Here is a 21,843-nt window from a genome sequence, read left to right as displayed (position 1 = left end):
AGTCCATTTTATACATAAAATTGTCCAAATTTTACATTTTAACAAACGAAGTAAATTGTAACTTTGACTTAAGTTTTATTTAAAAAATATTAGTTGTCTAATAAAAACGATTATTATTAAATTATAGCGTGAAAAATTTAGTATTAAATTGAAAGGAAAAAAGCTACCAAATGGTAGCTTTTTTATTTATAACTGAATAAGCGTTTGATATAGATTATCAATTACTTTTGACATTTTATTTATATCCAAAGTTTCAATAGTATCACTGTGTTCGTGATAATTTTTATTTCTGAAAAAAGCAGTATCTGTAATCATAACAGCATTAAATCCAAATTTCCAATAATTTAAATGGTCTGAAAAATCTATTCCTTGCACACTAGATGGAGCGACAATAGGGAAGGCCTTAATAATATTTTGATTTACAAAATGCTTCATAAACTTCGTATTGAATTTTGACTCTCCATCATTGGAAACAACAGTGATGAAATCTGCTTTTGTTCCAAACATTTGTTTCATTTCTGGTGAAGGGTAGCTTTGTGAGTTTTCTTTATTATCAAAATAACCAATCATTTCTAAAGAAATCATTCCAAAAACATCTATTTTATTTTTCTTTAAAGATGCTGCATGAATATAACTTCCCATATTTTTAGTTCTAAAAAAAGGTGGTTCTTCTAAAGAGTAAGCTACAAGTTCAACTCTATAATTTAACTTCTCATTTTTCAAGAGTCTTGAAAGTTCTAAAAGTCCAACGACACCACTTGCATTATCATCCGCTCCATCTTGATCTCCACAAACATCATAATGTGCCCCAATAACAATTGTCTTTTTATCTTCAGGACCAAAATATGCGATTACATTTCTATAATTATTTTTGTTTACTTTATAATCTTGAAATTTAACTTCAGCTGAGTTTTTACAAAATTCATCATAAATGTATTGACTAACTTCATTAAGTGTTTCTACATTTTTATAATTTCTGGGTTTTTCAGTATTTATAATTTTATCTAAATGATTTTCGATTTCAGATGTGCTAGTCTGAGAAAAAAGATTTAAACTAAAAATTGAAAAGAATAATAAAGAAAAGTAAGTTTGTTTCATCATTTTTATTTTAAAATATTAACGAAATAGGACTCATATTATTTTAAAAAATGACTAAATTAAAAATATAAAATTAATACATTTGATTTTTTAAAATTCCCTTGAAAACACAGGGTTTATTTCACATAATGAAACGTGTTAAAATTTCATGAAAAATAATTTATTATTAGCGATATTATCTGGAGTATTGTTAGCTTTAGGTTGGCCAACGTACGGATTTCCAGGATTATTATTTATAGGGTTCATTCCTTTACTATTTGCAGAGAAGAATATTAGAACGAAATTTCCAAATTTCACCAAAAAGAAATTATTTGGAATTTTCATGTTAACTTTTCTGATTTTTACTTTCATCACTACATCTTGGATTAGACATGCTTCCGTTTTCGGAATGTTTGCTGCCATTATTATCAATTCACTTTTGATGAGTTTAGTGTTTTTAATTTTCCACATAATTGCCAAAAAGAAAATAATTCCTTCCAGTTATTTATTTTTAATGACAGCTTGGATAGCTATTGAAAAATTCAATATGCATTGGGATTTATCTTTTCCTTGGTTAAATCTAGGAAATGGATTTGCTTCTTTCCATAAATGGATTCAATGGTATGAATTTACTGGAATATTTGGAGGTTCACTTTGGGTTTGGATTATAAATATTGGGTTATTTAAAGCTATAGAACAATTTCTTGAAACAAAACACAAACCTGTTTTAATCAGAAAAGTTGTTTTTTATATTTTATTAATTGTGATTCCAATTGGTTTTTCTTACAAAATTTATAATGATTATGAAGAAAAAGGTGAGAAAATAGAAGTGATTGCTTTACAACCAAATATAGATCCATATACAGAAAAATATAGTAAAACAAATGGGCAATTTGCTTTTGATTTAGTTGAACTAGCTAAAGAAAAAATCACTCCAAACACAGAATTTATTCTTGCTCCGGAAACAACTTTACCAGAATCAATTACATTAAGTCGTTTTAAAAATTCAAATTCTTATAAATTGATTAAAGATTTGGTAGATGAATATCCGAAAGCAAATTTTCTTTCAGGAATTACTTCTGTAAAACTTTATCATAATAAAAAGAAACAACCAACTGAAACTGCAAGAAAAAGAAATAATGTAAAGTTTGATTGGTATGATGTTTATAATTCAGCAATTTTAATCAATAAATCAAATAACATTCAGGTTTATCATAAATCAAAATTAGTTGCTGGTGTAGAACAAATGCCTTTTCATAATGTGTTGAATCCTATTTTAGGAAGTTTGACACTTGATTTGGGTGGAATTACAGGTTCTTTAGGAACTCAAAAATACCGTTCTACTTTTGAATCAGATAGTTCTACAAATACTGTTGCTCCTGTTATTTGTTACGAATCCGTTTATGGTGAATATGTTACAGATTATTTAAAATTAAATCCAAGTTTTATTGCTGTAATTACAAATGATGGTTGGTGGGAGAACACACAAGGGCATAAACAACATTTATCTTTTTCTAAACTTAGAGCAATTGAAACGAGAAGAGGTGTTGCTCGTTCTGCAAACACTGGAATCTCTGCAATTATCAATCAAAAAGGAGATATTTTATCTTCAATTCCTTATGGAGAAAAAGGTGTAATTAAAGGAGATATTATTTCAAATGATAAATTTACATATTATGTGCAACAAGGAGATTATATTGCAAAAGTTTCTGCTTTTGTAGCTATTTTACTTTTAGTTGTAACTTTCACAAGAAGAAAAGCAATGATGTAAATTTTTTAAAATATACAATTTAAAAATCCATTTCTATTTTTTTAGAAATGGATTTTTTATTTTTTAACACTCTGATTAATAGTTTTTTAAATAAATTTCTCTCATTTTTTTGTAAATTGAAGTAAATGCAAAAAATATGATTACCAAAAATCATCTTAGGTCCCATACTTTAATTTTTCTTGCAAATACAATTGTAGGAATTACTTACTTATTAGCAAAAGAAGTAATTCCAAAAAACATTGCAGCAGAATCATTTTTCTTTCTACGTATTTTGGGAGCTACGATTTTATTTTGGAGTATTTATATTTTTAGAAAAGAGAAAATTGATAAACGAGATTATCTCCGTATTTTTTTCTGTGGTCTTTTAGGTGTTACGATTAGTAAACTTGCATTTTTCAAAGGATTGGAACATACTTCTCCTATAGATTCCTCCATCATTAGTACACTTACACCAGTTGCAATTTTATTTTTTAGTTATTTTCTTTTAAAGGAAAAAATGGGATTTCTAAAAATTCTAGGAATTATTTTAGGTTTTGGAGGAACATTTCTACTAATCTGGTTTGGAAATCATGAATCTGGAGGTACTTCATCTATTTATGGAAATCTTTTGACTTTATTGAAAGTATTGAGTTATGGAGCTTATATTGTAATTGCAAAACCTTTAATGCAAAAATATCATCATATTACTGTAATTAGCTGGGTGTTTTTTGTTGCATTAATTACGAGTATTCCTTTTAGTTATTCTTATGTTATTCATACGGACTGGACGCTGATTACTCCATTTGCACTGTTTGTAATTTTATATGTTACTGTTTGTTCTACTTTTCTGGTGTATCTTTTCAATCTTTATTCGTTAAAACATTTACCAGCTTCTATTATCGGAAGTTATATTTATTTACAACCAGTAGTTACTTATATAGCGATAGAAATATACGAATCAATCACACATAGCCCTGCATATACTGAAGATTTATCTGTTTTAAAAATAGTAAGTTGTTTAATGATTTTTGTTGGAATTTTCTTAGTATCTAAAAAGAAAAAGACGATAAAAATCAAATAATATTATAAGTTATGATTTTAGATAAAAGTATTCCTATTCCTTATATTATTGGTCAAATTCGTGTGGATTTGGTTTATGTTGTAGGTTTTGCAATTGCAATGTTCGTTATAGAACAATTTATCACCTTAAATATTCCGCTTACCATTCCTGCTTTTCTTGGAACTGCAATTTCTCTAATCTTATCTTTTCGCCTAGCACAATCTTATCAAAGATGGTGGGAAGCTCGAAAAATTTGGGGAGCAATTGTAAATGATTCTCGAAGTTTAGTTGTTCAGGTTAAAAACTTTTCTAGGTCACATCAAACACCAGAAGTGGAAAATATTATTAAAGAAATAGCAAATATTCAAATAGCTTGGTGTCATGCGCTTTCTAAAAGTTTACGTAAACAAAATGCTACAGATTTTCTGGATAAATATATTTCAAAAGAAGAAAAAGAACAGGTTTCGAAACATAGTAATGTTCCTTTAGCTTTAGTGGATTTGAATTCTAGTAAAGTTCAAAAGTTATTTGCGATGAATGTGATTAATAATTTTCAATATGTAGAAATTGATGCAACTTTTGTGAGATTGGTTGCTTCTATGGGAAAAGCTGAACGAATTAAAAATACAGTTTTCCCAAAAATGTATTGTCTTTTATTACACGTTTTTATTTATGTATTTTTATGTATTCTAGATATTGCGATGGTTGATATTCATCCAGTATTTGAGTTTTTGATTATTCTTGTGATCGCTATGACTTTTTTTCTTTTAGAAAGAACAGCTTTTAACCTTCAAGATCCTTTTGAAAATAAACCAACAGATACACCAACAACGGCAATTTCTAACACGATTGAACTAAACCTAAAACAATTGGTAAATGAGAAACATGAAATGCCCAAAACAGATGAAAAACAATTTTATTTATTATAAAAAAAGACCACAAATCGTGGTCTTTTTCATTTTATATTGTTTCTTCTTGTTTTGATATTTCTAAATTCAAAGCATTTACAAAACTCTTCCAATCATCTTGCACACAATCTGCATAATTAAAAGCTATTTCTCTAACTGTAAATAAGAATTTTTCTTTTTCTGCATTAATTTTTGAAACTAAATATTTAGAAAAAATAAACGAATCATAATTTTCATGTAAAGCATAAGCAGCTCTTTGATGTTCGGTAGCTAAAATTTTCCCCCATTGTTTTGAAATCATATAAAAATCATCTTCATCTTTCAATTTTTCTGTTGGAAAAGCTTCTTTAAAAGGCGAACGTTCTCTAACAGAATAAATTTCCCCTTCAAAATCTAGCCAACCCAAATATAAATCAGGATGCTCTGCTATTGCTTTAAAAGCCAAGAGATGTCTTTCACCTTCGTGTTGAAAAGTGTTATTATATTCTTCTATTTCTTCCTGATTCATTTTAGCACAAGCTGGTGGTGTTTGTTGTTTTTTTACATCTAAAATAATTGGAAGATTATTGGTTTCTTCATCTCCTTCAATTAAAACATAAAATCTTTTTGTTCCAAGAGATCCTGTTCCAGCTCCTTGTCGCTCTGCAATATCTAAAATTTTGAATTGCTCATTTTTTAAAGAAAACAACTTACAATAATCTACAAAACTCTCTTGAATCTTCAATTTCATATCAGTAGAAATCTCTGAAAGTTTTTCCAATTCAGTGTTGAATTTTCTTTCTGTTCCTTCACCAATAGTCCATTTATCCAACATTTTCAAACGACTTTTCTTTTTCTCTACTTTTTTCAAGAATTTCTTTAATTTACCATCTGTCGTTTTTTTAGTATAATGCCATTCTGTCCAATTTTCTCTTTCTGAAAAGAAAGTAATTTTCTCTAAATAAGCTTCAACAAAAGAATCTAAAGCTCTTTTTTGTTGCTTAAAATCAAAATAACCATTGACTCTAGCATCCAAAACAATACTGATTGCCATACGCCACAAATCATATTGATAATCTGCAACAATACTATCATCAAAATCATTTAAACCATAAATAACTTCTCCTTGATGATTAGAAAAAGCTCCAAAATTATAGATATGCGCATCTCCTTGAACCCAAGTTAAAGTTTCAGGTCTTCCACCAAAAAATCGAAAACGCCAATCATTGAAAAAATCTTCCCAATACAAATGGTTTGAACCTCTATAGAAAGCATAAGGATTTTGAGCCATTTTGAAATATTTCTTCATTTTTGAATCAAAAGAAATTGTATCGTTTTGCTCTCTTATTTCATGTAAAATTTTATGAATTCTATTATGTAAGGTAAGTGTGTGTTGCTTCTTTATATTTAGATCACTTTGATTGTTTATTTCTATTAATTGGTGTTTCATGTTTCGTTTTTTAAAAGAGATGCTAAAATTAGCAAAATCTAGCTTTTCATCATTATTTATCACTATCTTTAATAGAAGTGATTAATATTTTTTTGAATGCAAAAAGAAAATTTGACAAAATATCATACTGCAGTGATTTTGGCCAATGTATTTTTTGGTTCCAATTATTTATTCATAAAAATGTTAATGCCCGAAGTTTTATCTCCACAAGTATTTCTTTTTATTAGATCCTGGGCAATCGTTCCTTTTTTATTGATTCTATTTTTTTCTATAATTCAAAGAATAAAACGAGAAGATTTTTTAATGTTTCTATTGTGTGGAGTTCTTTCTACAACTATCAACCAAGATTGTTTTTTTAAAGGGTTAAATCTAACATCACCAGTTGATGCATCTATTCTTGCTACCTGTGCTCCAATTTTTGTTTTATTTTTCAGTGTATTCTTAGGATATGAAAAGAATTCAAGATCTAAGACCCTTGGAGTAATTCTCGGATTTTTAGGTGCTGCTTTTTTAATATTTGAAAGTTCTGCCGAAACATCAGTACATGCAAGTTTGGAAGGAAACCTCATCTTTTTACTTTCAGCTATTGCCTATGGTTTATATATCGTCGTATCAAAGCCATTAATTGAAAAATACAATGCACCGACAGTTATTTTTTGGGTGTTTTTTATAGGAGGTTTTACTATTATTCCTACAACAATAGAACCCGTAATTAATACAAATTGGGGAGAAATATCAGGAATGAATTATTTATTAATTCTGTATGTAGTAATTTTCGGAACACTTCTAGGTTATGTCTTTGGAGTTTTTTCATTAAAAAAATTGAATCCTTCCGTTTCTGGAGCTTATATTTATTTACAACCAATTACAGCTTTTTTGTTAATAATTATTTTAAGCTTTTTTGTTACAGATAAAAACTTTATTAAAGATTTTACAGTAGCAAAAATAATAGCTTGTTTAATCGTTTTTATTGGGGTTTTATTAGTAATTCGTGGACAAAAGAAAAAACATTCTATTTGGTGAAAACATGTTTTTCTAAAATTGAATCTACAATATTTTGTGTGTCATCTGTATAATTAACATCTAATTGTTGAGGTGAATTTATCCAGTTTCTAATTATTTCTGAGTGATTTAAACATAATTTGTCCAAAACTGGAACTCCAATTTTTCGAAGACTTTCTGCATTATAATGTTGCTCGTATTGATTTTTCATTGGGATTACCAATAATTTCTTTTTCAAATAAATTGCTTCAGCTGGAGTTTCAAAACCTGCTCCACAAATAATTCCTTCACAAGAAGTAATACTTTCTTCAAATAATTTTCCTTCTATAGGGTGAATTTTTATGTTTTTATATTGATATGTTTGATCTGAATGTTTTGAAAATACCTGCCAATTAATTTTCTGAAACTCACTTAAAGTCTCAATAATATTTTTATCACTATAAGATGGTAAATAAACTGTATAATGATTATTTACTGTATTGTTACATTCACGTATTCCACTTCTAATTATTGGATGATGAATATGATTATCATATTTTTCAAAATGAAAACCGTAATGAGTTTTTGTAGGAGCATAGTATTTCAACATCATTTTACCTAAAAAATCTTTAAAATTTGGCTGTGGAACTTTTTCTGATAAAAGCGCACAATGATGACTTAAAGAAATAGATGGAACTTTTTTAATTCTACACGCCCAAGCAGTAATTGGTTCGAAATCATTAATAACTAAATCATAATTTTCTACAGGACAATTTCTTATTTCCTTTATAAATCTAGGAATACTATTCCTCTTAAAAGTTTGATATAAATCTACACCTCCTTGTTTACCAAAAATCCAACTCAAACCCTTGTAATGATATTTTACATCAAATGGAGCTTTTACTTCCGTTTGAATTCCACTTAGTAGAATATCCATGTTAATTCTTTTTAAAAATGCTGGTACAATTTCTTTTGCTCTACTAACATGTCCATTTCCAGTTGCTTGAATTGCATAAAGTATTTTCATATCTATAAGTTTTGAAAAATATTCACTTAAATTACTTATAATCAATATTTTAATTAGTTAAACAATTCTCAAACTTTTCAAATTAAAAATAAGATTTAATACTTTTATTTTCAGCTATTTAGAGTTTTCTAAACCTTAAAGAAATCCAACTATTTTCCTAAGAAAAAGATAAAAGAAAACACTTCCATCTGGATTTAACAAATCCTTACAAACTGTCTCATTTTTAAAGAATTAATTTTATTAAACAATAAAAAAGAGAGATTGTTCCCCCGCAATTTGATTTTTATTTCAGTCGTATAAAAACCCTAAAAGTGTAGATTATGAAATTTAAAATCAGCTCCATATTAATCCTATTTTTTGTTTGTTTTATTTCTTATTCACAAGAAAATGATCAAAGAGAATGGTTTGAGTTGTTGGATGACCCTTCAGTACCTTTTGAAACGATACAGAACAAAGCAGATGCTTATTTTGAAGTGGTTGGAAAGAAAAAAGGTACAGGTTGGAAAGCATATAAACGATGGGAATATTATAAACAACAAAGATTAGCTCCAACAGATAATGTTACTTCACTAAATAAGACCAGAGAAATAGCCAAAGAATATTTTCAGAGATTTTCGAATAATAGGAGTTCTATACAAGGTGATTGGAAAATAATTGGTCCAATTGATTTACCTAAAAATGGAACCTCACAATCTAATGGTGCTGGTAGAATTAATTGTATTGCTTTTCACCCAACAGATGATAAAGTAATTTATGTTGGAACTCCTTCTGGAGGGATTTGGAAATCTTCTGATGGAGGATATAATTGGGAAGATTTAAGTAATGATTTTGTACGTTTAGGAATCAGTAGTATTGCTATTAATCCAGAAAATCCAAATATTATTTATGTTGGAACTGGAGATCGTGATGCTGGTGATGCTCCAGGTTATGGTGTTTGGAAATCAACAAATGGAGGTAATTCATGGAGTCCTTCAAATACTGGAATGGGTCATATTACCATTAACGAGGTTATAATTCGTCCTGATAATTATAATAAATTAATTGCTGTAGCCAGTGGAAGAGTTTTTACTTCAGATGATGCTGGTGCTACATGGACACAAACTAGTATTACTTCAACAGCAAAAGATTTAGCATTACACCCAACTAATCCAGATATTGTTTATGTGGGAGGTAATAATATTTTAAAATCTAGTGATGGTGGTCAAACTTTTACAGAAGTTTATTCTAACCATGATAGTGCACAAAGAATTGCTTTAGCAGTTACAGAAGATGCTCCAAATCGATTATACGGGTTAAGAGGAGGTTCTAGTGGTATGAAATCGCTTGTGATGTCTGATGATTCTGGTGACACGTTTACCGAAATGTCTAATTCTCCAAATATTTTAGGATACAGCTCTTCAGGAAATGATTTTAATAGTCAAGCTTGGTATGATTTAGTTTTAGCTTGTGATCCAAATGATAAAAATACTTTATATGCTGGTGGTATTAATGTATGGCGATCAAAAGATGCTGGAGTTACATGGGAAATGATGGGATATTGGGTTACGGAAATTCATGCAGATCAACATGCCTTTGAGTTTTCACCACATACGAAAGAATTTTATGCTGGTAATGATGGAGGAATTTATAAACTAGATGAGTCAGATGATTCTTGGATAAACTATTCATCAAAATTACCTATTAGTCAGTTATATAAAATAGGGCAAAGTCAAAGATCAAAAGATCTTGTTATTAACGGTCATCAAGACAATGGAACTACCGTTTTCGATAATGGAGCTTTTAGAACTGAAGTTGGAGGTGATGGTATGGAATGTGTCATAGATTTTGAAGATGATAATTATATGTATACTGCTCTTTATTATGGAGATATAAGAAGATCAGTAAATAGAGGACAATCTTTTAGTAGAATTGCAAGAAGTGGAACAAATGGTATTACAGAATCTGGTTCATGGGTAACACCTTATAAAATTGATCCTAATAATACTAATAGAATGTACATTGGTTATAGTAATGTTTGGGTATCTGACAATATAAAAACATTAAATACTTCTGATGTTTCTTGGAGAACTGTAACTCCTTTTAATGGAGGGACCAAAGTAAGAGATATTTCAATAGCTCCAAGTAATTCAGATATTGTCTATTTTGCTAAAGGTGATTTATATAAAATTACAAATGCAACAACAAGTTCTCCTGTAACTACTGAAATAAATAAACCAGCCGGAAATATTAATGATATAGAAATTAATCCAAATAATCCAGATCATTTGTGGATTTCTATTGGTACTTCTATTTATGAATCTATAGATAGTGGAGATAGTTGGGAGCATGTAGATGGAACTTTACCTAATTTATCAATTAATACAATTGTATATGATCACAGAAGTACAAATGATGCAATATATGTTGGTTTAGATGTTGGTGTATATTATACAGATTCTGATTTAAACGATTGGATACCTTATAATAATGGTTTACCAAATCTTGAAGTTACTGAGTTAGAAATTTATTATGATCAAACCTGTGAAGGAAAAGATATGCTTAGAGCATCTACTTATGGAAGAGGTCTTTGGGAAACTCCACTTAAAAACCCTGGAGATAAAGCCCCTGTAGCTTGTTTTGAAGTAAGTAAAACAGAAGCTTGTATAGGTGAAACTATCCAACTGATTGACTTTTCTGCTTACGGACCTACAGAATGGGAATGGAAAATTACTCCTAATAATTATGAATTTATTGAAGGGAATAGTGAATCAAGTAAATCTCCTTATATAAAATTTACAAGTGCAGGTTCATATCATATAACTTTAAAAAGTACAAATACTTTAGGTTCTGATGAAAATATAAATGAAATTACTGTTGAGGTTCAGGGTGAAAGTTATCCTTTACCTTATTCTGAAGATTTTGAAAGTGCAGATGTGTGTCAAGCAGGTGTAAATTGTTTTACAAATACATGCGTTTTACCAAATGATTGGACGAATGCAACAGGAACAGATGACACAGATTGGTTAATAAATGCAGGTGAAACAGTTTCTGAAGAAACAGGGCCGATAGTTGATTATAATCTTCAAACTCCCGAAGGAAAATATGCTTATATTGAATCTTCGAATTGTAATAACCTAGAAGCTTTTCTTGTGACACCATGTCTTGATTTTTCAACATTTGATTTTATAGAAATGAGTTTTGCATATCATATGTATGGAAATGCGATGGGAAGTTTACATGTAGATATTTATCATAATGGTGAATGGAAAACAGATGTAATGGCTCCAATTGTAGGAGATAAAGGACAACAATGGCAGGTTCAGAAAGTTAATTTAAATGATTATGTTGGAAGTGTTGTAAAAGTTAGATTTAGAGGTTTGACTGGTAGTGGATATACTTCTGATATTGCAATTGATGCTATTCAAATTTATGAAGGAGAAGAAATCATAGGAACAGAAGAATATGAAGAAACTCCAGAAGATTTTATGATTTATCCAAATCCTTCTAATGGTATTTTATATATTCAAAACAATACTTCACAAATCATAAATGAAGATATAAGGTTATTTAATACTCTTGGACAATTAGTTCATAATGTTGAAAGTAAGAAAATTCCTAGTAGTGATCTTGTTAAACTAAACATTTCACATCTAAGACAAGGAATGTATATTTTAAAAATTAACGGTAATTCTTATAAGTTTTTTAAAAAATGATTTATATTTGCAGAAAATATATAGGCAATGATGTCTGCCTTGAACCGCCACACTAGTGGCTGATGACTTCTACTTTAAATAATTTTTATTACGAAATTAAATAGAAGAAGTATATATGAAAACTACAAAAATTACCAGAAAGACATCTTTAGAAATTTTACCAACGATTTATTATGTCTTAAAATGGTTATTAATTTGTACCATAATTGGAATACTAGCAGGCTCTGCATCCGCAATATTATTAATTTCACTTAATTGGGCAACGGACTGGCGAGAAAGTCACCTCTGGATTATTAGTTTGTTGCCTATAGGTGGAATTATTGTTGGTTTAATGTATCATTATCTTGGTAAAGATGTTGTAAAAGGAAATAACCAACTTTTAGAAGAACTTCACTCACCAAAAAAAGTAATTCCATTTCGAATGGCTCCACTTATTTTAATAGGAACTGTCATAACGCATTTCTTTGGTGGTTCAGCTGGTCGAGAGGGAACTGCAGTACAAATGGGAGGTGCAATTGCAGATCAATTTTCAAAATATTTTAAATTAAGACCAAGAGACAGAAAAATTCTTCTATATGCGGGAATTAGTGCAGGTTTTGCTTCTGTTTTTGGAACACCATTAGCTGGAGCTGTTTTTGCTTTAGAAGTTTTAATTATAGGTAGAATTAAATACGATGCAATTTTACCAACTTTCTTAGCAGCTGTATTGGCGAATTATTTTTCTCATTTTTGGCATGTTGAACACACGCATTATGAAATTCCCTTTACACCTGATGTAGATTTCTTAGGAGTTTGTATTGCTATTTTTGCTGGAATACTTTTTGGTTTTTCTGGAAGAATCTTTTCGAAATTAGTTCACTATTTTGGAAATTTATTTAAAAAAATAAAATATCCACCACTTCGTCCATTTTATGGTGGAATTGTAATTGCTTTGGCAGTTTACTTTATTGGAACTACAAAATATATTGGACTTGGTGTTCCTACTATTGTGGCTTCTTTTACAGAACAACAAGCTTTCTATGATTTTTTTATAAAAATACTTTTTACAACTTTCACAATTGGAGCTGGTTTTAAAGGTGGAGAAGTAACACCACTTTTCTTTATTGGAGCAACTTTAGGAAGTTTTCTTTCTTCTTTTCTTCCTTTGCCAATGGCGCTTTTAGCTGGAATGGGATTTGTTGCAGTTTTTTCTGGAGCAACAAATACTCCAATTGCTTGTACTTTAATGGGAATTGAACTTTTTGGTATCGAAGCAGGAGTTTTTATTGGAATTGCTTGTGTGAGTGCTTATCTTTTTTCTGGTCATACAGGAATTTATAGTGCACAAAAAATTGGAGTTCCAAAAAATAATTTACTTGGAAAAGATCAGGATAAGTTTTTGAATGAATTATAGTTTATTTAATAATAATGTTAAAAACTTGTATTTTGTAAAATAATTATATTTTTGCTGTCTAATTAAAAAATATAATTATGAAAAAAATACAATTACTAGTTTTTATTTTATTATCGAACTTTTGTTTTTCCCAAGAAATTCAATTTACTGAATATTCTACACCTGTTAATTATGAACAAAATTTTGATCAATTTTATTATTGTTCTGTATCAATTTCTGATATTGATGGCGATAATGACAATGATATAATTTTTGCTGGAGCAGATACTAATAATTTAGTTAAAGTCTCAATATATTTAAATGATGGTAGCGGTAATTATGTTTTAGATGAAAATACTTCATTTTTAGGATTAAGTAGACCAAAAATAGACCTTTCAGATATTGATAATGACAATGATTTAGATATTATTATTTCAGGTTATGATTTAACACCATCAGAATATAAAAATAAAATCCTAGTCTATAAAAATGATGGTAACGGTAATTTTGAAGAACACCTTGAAGCATTTAGCCAAGAATATAGCTGTAAAAAATTTGTAGTTAATGATTTTAATAATGATGATTTTAATGATATTTTAGTTTATAATGGAATTGCTCCTAAAATATTATTTAATGATGGTTCGGGTACTTTTGAAGAATCTTCTTTTGATTTTAATCAATTCAATAAGTGTGTAGCTGAAGATTTTGATAATGATGGTGATATTGATTTGGTTGCAAAATTTTATCATTTAAACGATGGTTCTGGAAATTTTGTTACAAATGAAGATTTTACTTTTAAAAATACGTCATTAGGCTCGATTAATTCAATTGATTTTGATAATGATGGTGATTTTGACATTATTATAACGGGTAGAGATAATCAACAAGTAATAGTTAGTCTTTTATATTTAAATGACGGAAATGGTAATTTTACTGAAGAAAATTCTCCATTTGAGCCAGTTTATCAAAGTAAATGTTTAGTTCTAGATATAGATCATGACAATGATGATGACTTTATAATTTCTGGAATTAATGAAAATAATAATACCATCACTAAATTATATATTAATAACCAAAATGGTAACTTCATTGAAAACGAGGATGTTTTTTTTGAAGGAGTAGCTTATTCTTCTATTTCATATGATGATATTGAAAATGATGATGATATAGATATTTTAATAACAGGATTAACAGAAGATGATGAAGTAATAACAAAGTTGTACAAAAACACCACTGGTGAAGTTGTTTCTGTTGAGGAAAATTCTGTTGATTTTTTTGAATTGTTACCTAATCCTGCTTCAAATATTTTGAAAATTAAAACAGAAAAACAAATTAATAAACTTGTAATATATGATACATCAGGAAAAATTATAATGGATAATAATAATTTTAGAGGAAGTAAAATAGATATTTCAAAGTTCACTTCTGGAACTTATTTTATAAAAGTTGATTTTAAAGACTCTTCTATTATTAAACAATTGGTGATTGAATAGTGCCTATTTGAAATAATAAACAAACATATCCCAGTATAATTTTATACTGGGATATTTTGTTTTTACTCAAAAGGATCTGAATATTTTGGATTTGTAACTAAATCATAATCTGTAAGTGTTTTTAAGAATGCAATCAGATCTTTTTTATCTTGTTCATTCATTTTAGAACCTTCATTTGCTAAACTTAACATGGTAGGATTTAAAGTCGTAGAAAGTTTTACACCCGAATTATAATGATCAATTACCTCCTCTAGAGTTTCAAACCTACCATCATGCATATATGGAGGGGTAAGTTCAATATTTCGAAGTGACGGAATTTTAAAAGTACCTCTATCTACAGCTCTTTCTGTTACAGCTCCACGCCCCAAATCTGTCATTTCCTCATCCGTATCTAAACCATTATTCATATAACTATCATTTTCAAAATTTGCTCCACCATGACAGTCTATACAGTTTCCAAACGCTTGATTTGGTTTTAAAGGATCATAAGCTCTAAAATATAAAACACGTCCTCGTTCTTCAGAAGCTGATAAGTTTGCTTTATTTTGTAGAAATTTATCATATTTACTATTATTCGACACAATCGAATTCATAAACTGTTCTAATGCTAGAGAAATGTTAAAAGAATTAATTTCACCATCCTCGAAAACATCCTGAAAACGTTCCACATAATCAGCATTTGCTTTTAATTTTAAAATAACATTATCCAGAGTTTCATTCATTTCTAAATGATCTTGAATTGGTAGTAAAGATTGATCTCTAAGAAGATTTGCTCTTCCATCCCAAAAAAACTTATTATCGTTCCAAGCCATGTTGAAAACTGCCATCGCTTGTCTTTTTCCAGGTAAACCTTTTACACCTTCAGAAAATCTTCTTATATCAGAAAAAGCGTCTTTTTGTACATGACACGAAGCACATGACATAGAATTATCTTCACTCAAAGTTTTTTCATAAAAAAGTCTTCTTCCCAGTTCTACACCGTTTTTTGTTAGTTTATTATCTTCAGCAATATTTGGTTTTGGTAAACCTGTATATTCTAAATTGTATTTATTTCCGTTTGAATCATTTCTTGAACCTTCATCATCTTTTGAACAAGAAAATAACAAAAGCGTTATTCCTAAAATTGTAAAAATCCTCATATCTCTATTGTTTTGTAATTCAAAATTAAATTGCTGTTGCAGATTTTATTTTGACCTAAATCAAAAACAAACTCAGATTTTGTATAATTGTATAGAAATTTTAAAATCTCTGATAATTATCATCTTAATCATTTAATTATACTTGTTATGAAACATATTTACATTCTGTTTTTTCTATTTTCATTTTCTATTTTTTCTCAATCTCATTCATTTTATACAAAACCAGATACACTAGAAATTAAATCTTCTGTTTTTAAAAAGAATCGAAAAATTACGATAAGTAAACCTTTAAACTATAATAAAATAAATACATCAAAGCATTGTGTTCTTTATACGGATGCAAATGATGAAGAAATAACAGCAACAGTTTTACAATCTGCAAATAATCTTTATTTATACGACGAAATTCCACAATCTATACTGATAGGGATAATTCATGAAGACAGAAATAAGGAATTAACGGAAAAAGAAAATCTAGAGAAATTTATTGTTGATGAGGTTCTTCCATTTTTAAAAAAGAAATATAATGTTATGGATAAAATGACTTTAATTGGTCATTCTTTTGGAGGATATTTTATGACAAATCTTTTTTTAGATTATAATGACAAATTTAATTCTTGCATTGTTATTAGTCCAGCTTATTGGCCAAATGATGGAGATGTACAAACTAAGCTTTTAACTACAGATGCTTTAAAAGGAAATTTATATCTAGCAATTGGAGATAGAAGATGGGATGACATTTCTATAAAAAAATATTATGATTTATTTGTAACGGAAATTAATACTAGAAATTTCAAAGATTTACGTTTTAAAAATCAATTATTAGAAGGTTTTAGTCATAATTCTACTCCAACAATTGGTATTCCTTCTGGACTAAATTTTTGTTTTGATGCTTGGGAATGGAATTATATTGTAGAAGAACAAAACCAAAGAATTAAAGCGTTTCCAGATTTCTGGAGACATTATAAATTAAAAGCAGAAGCTCTTGAAAATTTAAATAAAAACAAGGAAGCTTTAGAAGTTTATAAACAATGCTTAGAGAAAATAGATCAAGATAGAGAAATTACAAAATTAGAAAAGAAATATGTTGTGAAAAGATTAAAGAAAAAGATAAAATACTTACAAAATAAAACTAATTAAGCTTAAAATAATATAACATTCTAGCTCTTATAATCTTAAAAATAACTAAATTGAATTCATAATTTAAAAAATAGAAATGACTAAAATTGCCTATAATCAAGAAGAATATAAGAGTTGGATTCAAACTTTAAAATCTCGAGTTCAGTTTGCCAAGCAAAAAGTTGCTCTTTCTGTAAATCAACAGTTGATTGAACTTTATTGGGAATTAGGAAAAGAGATTACTACAAAAATGGAAAACGCAAAATGGGGAAGTGGAGTTATTGATAAAATTTCTTCGGATTTACGAATTGCGTTTCCAGACATGAAAGGTTTTTCTAGACGAAATATTTATGCTATTAAACAATGGTATACTTTCTATTCTCAGAAGTATGCTTTTGTGCCACAGAGTGTGGCACAAATTCCGTGGGGACATCATAGAATGATCGTTTCTAAAATTAAAGATATTGATGAGGCCATATTTTATGTAGAAGAAACTGCTAAAAATGGTTGGACTAGAGATACTTTAGAAATTCAAATTGAGAATAATTATATTGTTCGAAAAGGAAGTAAATCCAATAATTTTAAGAATACACTTCCTGAGGCACATTCTAAAATTGTGTCACAAGCTTTAAAAGATCCTTATAATTTTGACTTTTTAAGTTTACAAGAAGAAGCTTTGGAAAGAGAAATTGAAAATCAATTAACACAAAATATTACAGATTTTTTATTAGAACTAGGAAAAGGTTTTGCATTTGTTGGAAGACAGTATAAGTTGGAAGTTAGCGAAACAGATTATTTCATCGATTTACTGTTTTATCATATTCCTTTGAAATGTTATGTAGTGATTGAGTTAAAAGCTGGACGATTTAAACCAGAATTTGCTGGAAAATTGAATTTTTATCTTTCTGCTGTTGACGATCTTTTAAAAACAGAAAATGAAAATCCAACGATAGGTTTGTTACTTTGTAAGAAAAAAGATAAGATTGAAGCTGAATACGCTTTACGAGATATTCATAAACCAATGGGGATAAGTGAATTTAAAATTACAGAAGCAATTCCTAAAGAGATCAAAACAAAACTTCCATCTATAGAAGAAATTGAAAGAGAGTTTTCGGAATAAATAAAAGGCCACGAAATTCAAATCGTGGCTTTTTGTTTTTGATTATAAGTTTAATCGGAGTATAAAACCGAAAGTGTTTGTTCCGATGATTTTTTGTTTTTGATTTGAATTCTTAGATTCAAATTTTGTAAAATCTGATTGTCCATTATAAGAAAGTCCAATACTTGAGTTAGAACTAGTTTTATATAAAATGTCTAGTCCGATACCTGTTCCAAAATTCCAACCTTCATAAATATCTTCAAGGGTTACACCAACAAACTGATATTCATCAAAAACAATAGTTTGTGTATAAACACCAAACCTACCTTGCATATTTAAATTATCGTTTAATTTGTATTCATAGGTGAAATTCAAAGGGATTTTAATTACACCTCTACTATGGTAGAAATTTTTATTGTAGGAAACATCATTATAATTAAATACTTGATCAGTACCATTTCCACTCATATATGTATAACCAATACCTGAAGAAAAACCTAAATTTTTATAAAACTTATAGTTAAGCAATATTTCTCCACTATTTACATCTAGATTATAATTAATTCCATGATCAGGATTTATTGTTGCATAACCTAAATTAGCATATACGGAAATACTAAATTTTGAATCTTTATATTCTGTATCGTTTATTTCATCTGTTTGAGCATTTGTTTTAATTGTAAGAAGGAATAATACTACAATCAATAAGTAATTTTTTGTTTTCATAAGGTGATTTTTAATTTAATACCGAAAATATATTATTTATTTCAATTAATCTATAATGATTTCTAAATATTGTTAAAAATTGAAATTTGACTTTTAGAAATAAGAGTTATTTATACGTTTTAATGATTTTTATAAATATATTTAGGCCTACAACTCAAATAGAATATATGCAGAAAGAGATAGATATTAAAAACCTAATTAAATATTATAGAAATTGCTATCAATCGGATAATAGAGATACTATAATCACAGATTTTCTGAATCCAAAAATTATAAATAAATATTGTATTGAAACAAGAGAAGAGTTACTAACAGGAGATTCGCCAATAATTCCAATTCCGGAAAAGAAAGCTGCTGCAATTCTTAAAAAAATTGAATTGTATGACAGAGAAAAAGAATTTATTTATGCTTCCTTTTTCGTTACAGGATATTTATTAAAAAATGAAAAGAAACAAAAAATTACTGCGCCCTTATTTTATTATAAAGCTACTATAGAGCAAAGAGAAGATTTGTATTTTATTTCTTTAGATATAGAGAGTAGAAAGATTAATTATTCTCTTCTTCAACTATTAGAAGAAGACGATGTAATAGATTACGAAGCTTTTTATAAAGAATTACCAAAATCATTTATAACTTATGAAGAAATAGGAAAGATTGTAAAGCAATTGAATAAATATTTTCCTATGATTAAATGTGATGAGGTTTATATGTATCCAGATAATATAAAAGCTTCAAAACTTAAAGCGTATCTTAAATCTATAGAAGATTCAACAAGTACGAATCTTTCACTTTTAGCTGCTAGTTATATAGGACTTATAGATAAATCAAATGCAGCACGAGGAATTCTAAATGAATTAGAACTTATAGCAAATTCTGAAGATTATTCAAAACCATTAAAGTCACTATTTCTAGAAGAGAAACATGAATTTGAGAATTATAAAAGTTTTGATAAAAGAAATATTCCACTAGGATTAAGTAAAGCACAAGAATCTATTATAGAAGCTGCAAAGAATTATCCTTTTAATGTAATTTATGGTCCTCCTGGAACAGGAAAGACATATACAATTGGAGCTTTAGCACTTGAACATGTAAGAAATGGAGAAAGCGTTTTAATTGCTTCTCGCACGGATGAAGCTGTAGATGTGGTTGTGGATAAAATTCGAACTCAAATTGGAATTGATCAAATCGTAGTTAGGGCTGGAAAGAAACGAAAATATAAAACTCCTTTTTCTAGATATATTAAGAGTTTATTATCAAGTAAGGATGTACTGTCTTATTTAATTAGACAGCTTAGAATTTCTATTTATAGTCCAGTCTCTTCAAGGATAGAAAAAGATATAGAAGAAAATGAGGAAATTTTAAATTATTACCTAAAAGAAGATTTTAAGTTAAAAGAACAATTTAAAGAACAAATTTCAACAGAATTAGTTAATGGTTTATTTCTAAGTGAAAATGAAAAAGGTATATTTTCTTATTTAAAGAAAAAATATCTTAATTATAAATTTAATAAAGAAGAAGAGCTACAAGGGATATTAGAAAAAATTAATAAGAATGAGTTTTTAATTATAGAAAAGTCTGATCTGATTATTCGATTAAAACTTGTATATCAAATTCATGAAGCTTTTAGAGATTATTGGAATGTATTAAAAGATTTTCGAGATGCCATGAATTTTGAAAATGATACTGGAAAAGCGAAAGTTTATAATGAATTAAATTTTGATGCTGTTTTAAAAGCTTTTCCTATTTGGGCTTTAAATATGTCTAATGTAAAAGAAGTACTTCCTCTAAAAAAAGAAATGTTTGATGTTGTTATTATAGATGAAGCTACGCAATGTGACATAGCAAGTTGTCTTCCATTATTTCAAAGAGCTAAAAGAGTCGTAATAGCTGGAGATACAAATCAACTTCGTCATATTTCTTTTCTATCTAAGAGTATGCAACAAATTCTTCAATCTAAATATAATGTGCATCATTTTCCTGATATATTTCTAAATTATCGTGAGAAGAGTATTTTAGATGTTGGAATTAAATCTATAAAATCTGAAAAGCAACTTACAATGCTTGATGAACATTTTCGTAGTCTTCCAACTATTATAGAATTTAGTAATGAAAAGTTTTATAATAATGATTTACGAATTATGACTAAAAAACCAGATTCTTATCAAAAATCTATTTTTCATATAGAAGCAAATGGAACTCGTGATGAGGTTGGTATTAATTCTGAAGAAATTAAAGAGCTTTTAGAAAATATTAAAGAGACTATAGAAAGAGAAGCTGATGAATATAAAGATTATTCTACTATTGGAGTTCTTTCACCTTTTAAAGATCAAGCAGAAGCATTACATCAGAAAATTCATGAGACATTTACCACGCATGAAATTGAAAAACATAAAATGCGTGTAGGAACTGCTTATTCTTTTCAGGGAGAAGAAAGAGATGAAATGCATCTATCTTTTGCTGTTGATGCTAATTCTCATCATTCTGCTTTTGTTCATCTAAATAAAGAAGCTGTTTTTAATGTTGCAATTACTAGAGCTAAATCTCGCCAGTATATTTATACTTCAATTTCAAAAAACGCATTAAAATCTGAATCTCTATTTTATTTTTATCTAGATTCTATTTCTAGAAATTCACAAACTAATAAAAATATTGGCGATGTTTATGATAATTTTCTAGATGAGGTTATTGAAACTTTGAAAGGTAAAAAAGTTGAACATTTTTGGAAAGGTATTGAAATTGCCGGAATTACTCTGGATTTACTAATTAAATATGATGGTAAATATTTTGGTATTGATTTAATTGGTTATCCTGGAGAATTTGCTCATGATCTTGGTCTGGAACAATATAAAATTTTAGAACGTGCTGAGGTTAAAACAACCATTCTTTCTTATTCTTCTTGGATTTTTGAAAAAGAAAGAACTATTTCTAGACTTCTACAATTTTTATATAAAAATAGTTATAGTTAAAATGG

At 28.2% G+C, this 21,843-nt stretch carries 15 protein-coding genes and 1 riboswitch; of the genes, 10 read left to right on the top strand and 5 right to left on the bottom strand.

Annotated elements, in window-relative coordinates; genetic code table 11:
- Positions 1-186 precede the first annotated feature (186 nt).
- Entirely contained in the window at positions 187-1,098 is a 912-nt protein-coding gene (locus tag I0K12_RS06225; RefSeq protein ID WP_196886244.1) for a M28 family peptidase, read from the bottom strand.
- Positions 1,099-1,246: 148 nt separating this feature from the next.
- On the opposite strand from I0K12_RS06225, the gene lnt reads away from it, so the two are divergent.
- The 3 genes from lnt (at position 1,247) to I0K12_RS06210 (ending at position 4,816) form a co-directional block, all read left to right on the top strand.
- Positions 1,247-2,848 carry an apolipoprotein N-acyltransferase gene (gene lnt / locus I0K12_RS06220; protein WP_196886242.1) on the top strand — a complete coding sequence of 534 codons (1,602 nt, stop codon included), beginning with the start codon at positions 1,247-1,249 and terminating at the stop codon, positions 2,846-2,848.
- Positions 2,849-2,984: 136 nt separating this feature from the next.
- On the top strand, positions 2,985-3,908 hold the full coding sequence (locus I0K12_RS06215; RefSeq protein WP_196886240.1) for a DMT family transporter: 924 nt from the start codon (positions 2,985-2,987) through the stop codon (positions 3,906-3,908).
- An 11-nt stretch (positions 3,909-3,919) separates the two neighbouring features.
- Entirely contained in the window at positions 3,920-4,816 is an 897-nt protein-coding gene (locus I0K12_RS06210) for a bestrophin family protein (RefSeq protein WP_196886239.1), read from the top strand.
- Positions 4,817-4,847: 31 nt separating this feature from the next.
- On the opposite strand, the gene I0K12_RS06205 is transcribed toward I0K12_RS06210, so the two are convergent.
- Positions 4,848-6,224, bottom strand: a complete 1,377-nt coding sequence (locus I0K12_RS06205) for a DUF2252 family protein (protein ID WP_196886238.1) — start codon at positions 6,222-6,224, stop codon at positions 4,848-4,850.
- A 96-nt stretch (positions 6,225-6,320) separates the two neighbouring features.
- Here I0K12_RS06205 and I0K12_RS06200 point away from each other — a divergent pair, with 96 nt between their 5' ends.
- The gene (locus tag I0K12_RS06200; protein ID WP_196886237.1) at positions 6,321-7,247 is read left to right on the top strand and encodes a DMT family transporter; all 927 of its coding nucleotides are present in this window, start codon (positions 6,321-6,323) and stop codon (positions 7,245-7,247) included.
- Here the strand turns inward: I0K12_RS06200 and I0K12_RS06195 are convergent.
- The gene (locus I0K12_RS06195; RefSeq protein ID WP_196886236.1) at positions 7,237-8,232 is read right to left on the bottom strand and encodes a glycosyltransferase family protein; all 996 of its coding nucleotides are present in this window, start codon (positions 8,230-8,232) and stop codon (positions 7,237-7,239) included. The genes I0K12_RS06200 and I0K12_RS06195 overlap by 11 nt on opposite strands.
- 320 nt (positions 8,233-8,552) lie before the next feature.
- Between I0K12_RS06195 and I0K12_RS06190 the strand changes: the two genes are divergently transcribed.
- The 3 genes from I0K12_RS06190 to I0K12_RS06180 all read left to right on the top strand — a co-directional run bounded on the left by I0K12_RS06190 (position 8,553) and on the right by I0K12_RS06180 (position 14,789).
- The gene (locus I0K12_RS06190; RefSeq protein WP_196886235.1) at positions 8,553-11,924 is read left to right on the top strand and encodes a T9SS type A sorting domain-containing protein; all 3,372 of its coding nucleotides are present in this window, start codon (positions 8,553-8,555) and stop codon (positions 11,922-11,924) included.
- Between the two features lie 14 nt (positions 11,925-11,938).
- Positions 11,939-12,003: riboswitch (Fluoride riboswitch) on the top strand.
- Positions 12,004-12,039: 36 nt separating this feature from the next.
- On the top strand, positions 12,040-13,317 hold the full coding sequence (locus I0K12_RS06185) for a voltage-gated chloride channel family protein (RefSeq protein ID WP_196886234.1): 1,278 nt from the start codon (positions 12,040-12,042) through the stop codon (positions 13,315-13,317).
- Between the two features lie 77 nt (positions 13,318-13,394).
- The gene (locus I0K12_RS06180; RefSeq protein WP_196886232.1) at positions 13,395-14,789 is read left to right on the top strand and encodes a T9SS type A sorting domain-containing protein; all 1,395 of its coding nucleotides are present in this window, start codon (positions 13,395-13,397) and stop codon (positions 14,787-14,789) included.
- Positions 14,790-14,851: 62 nt separating this feature from the next.
- On the opposite strand, the gene I0K12_RS06175 is transcribed toward I0K12_RS06180, so the two are convergent.
- Positions 14,852-15,928, bottom strand: a complete 1,077-nt coding sequence (locus I0K12_RS06175) for a cytochrome-c peroxidase (RefSeq protein ID WP_196886230.1) — start codon at positions 15,926-15,928, stop codon at positions 14,852-14,854.
- A 147-nt stretch (positions 15,929-16,075) separates the two neighbouring features.
- On the opposite strand from I0K12_RS06175, the gene I0K12_RS06170 reads away from it, so the two are divergent.
- Together I0K12_RS06170 and I0K12_RS06165 are read left to right on the top strand one after the other, a co-directional pair.
- Complete coding sequence (locus tag I0K12_RS06170) at positions 16,076-17,068, top strand: alpha/beta hydrolase (RefSeq protein WP_196886228.1); 993 nt, start codon at positions 16,076-16,078, stop codon at positions 17,066-17,068.
- Between the two features lie 76 nt (positions 17,069-17,144).
- Entirely contained in the window at positions 17,145-18,167 is a 1,023-nt protein-coding gene (locus I0K12_RS06165; RefSeq protein ID WP_196886226.1) for a YhcG family protein, read from the top strand.
- A 42-nt stretch (positions 18,168-18,209) separates the two neighbouring features.
- Here the strand turns inward: I0K12_RS06165 and I0K12_RS06160 are convergent, their stop codons facing one another.
- Positions 18,210-18,872: a hypothetical protein gene (locus tag I0K12_RS06160; RefSeq protein WP_196886224.1), complete on the bottom strand. Its 663-nt coding sequence runs from the start codon at positions 18,870-18,872 to the stop codon at positions 18,210-18,212.
- Between the two features lie 167 nt (positions 18,873-19,039).
- On the opposite strand from I0K12_RS06160, the gene I0K12_RS06155 reads away from it, so the two are divergent.
- Positions 19,040-21,838: a DEAD/DEAH box helicase gene (locus tag I0K12_RS06155; protein ID WP_196886222.1), complete on the top strand. Its 2,799-nt coding sequence runs from the start codon at positions 19,040-19,042 to the stop codon at positions 21,836-21,838.
- Positions 21,839-21,843 lie beyond the last annotated feature (5 nt).

It is taken from the genome of Aureivirga sp. CE67 (assembly GCF_015767245.1).
GTDB lineage: Bacteria > Bacteroidota > Bacteroidia > Flavobacteriales > Flavobacteriaceae > Aureivirga.
The sequence above is the reverse complement of the archived record's forward strand: the minus strand, read 5'-3'. Positions and strand labels throughout refer to the sequence as shown.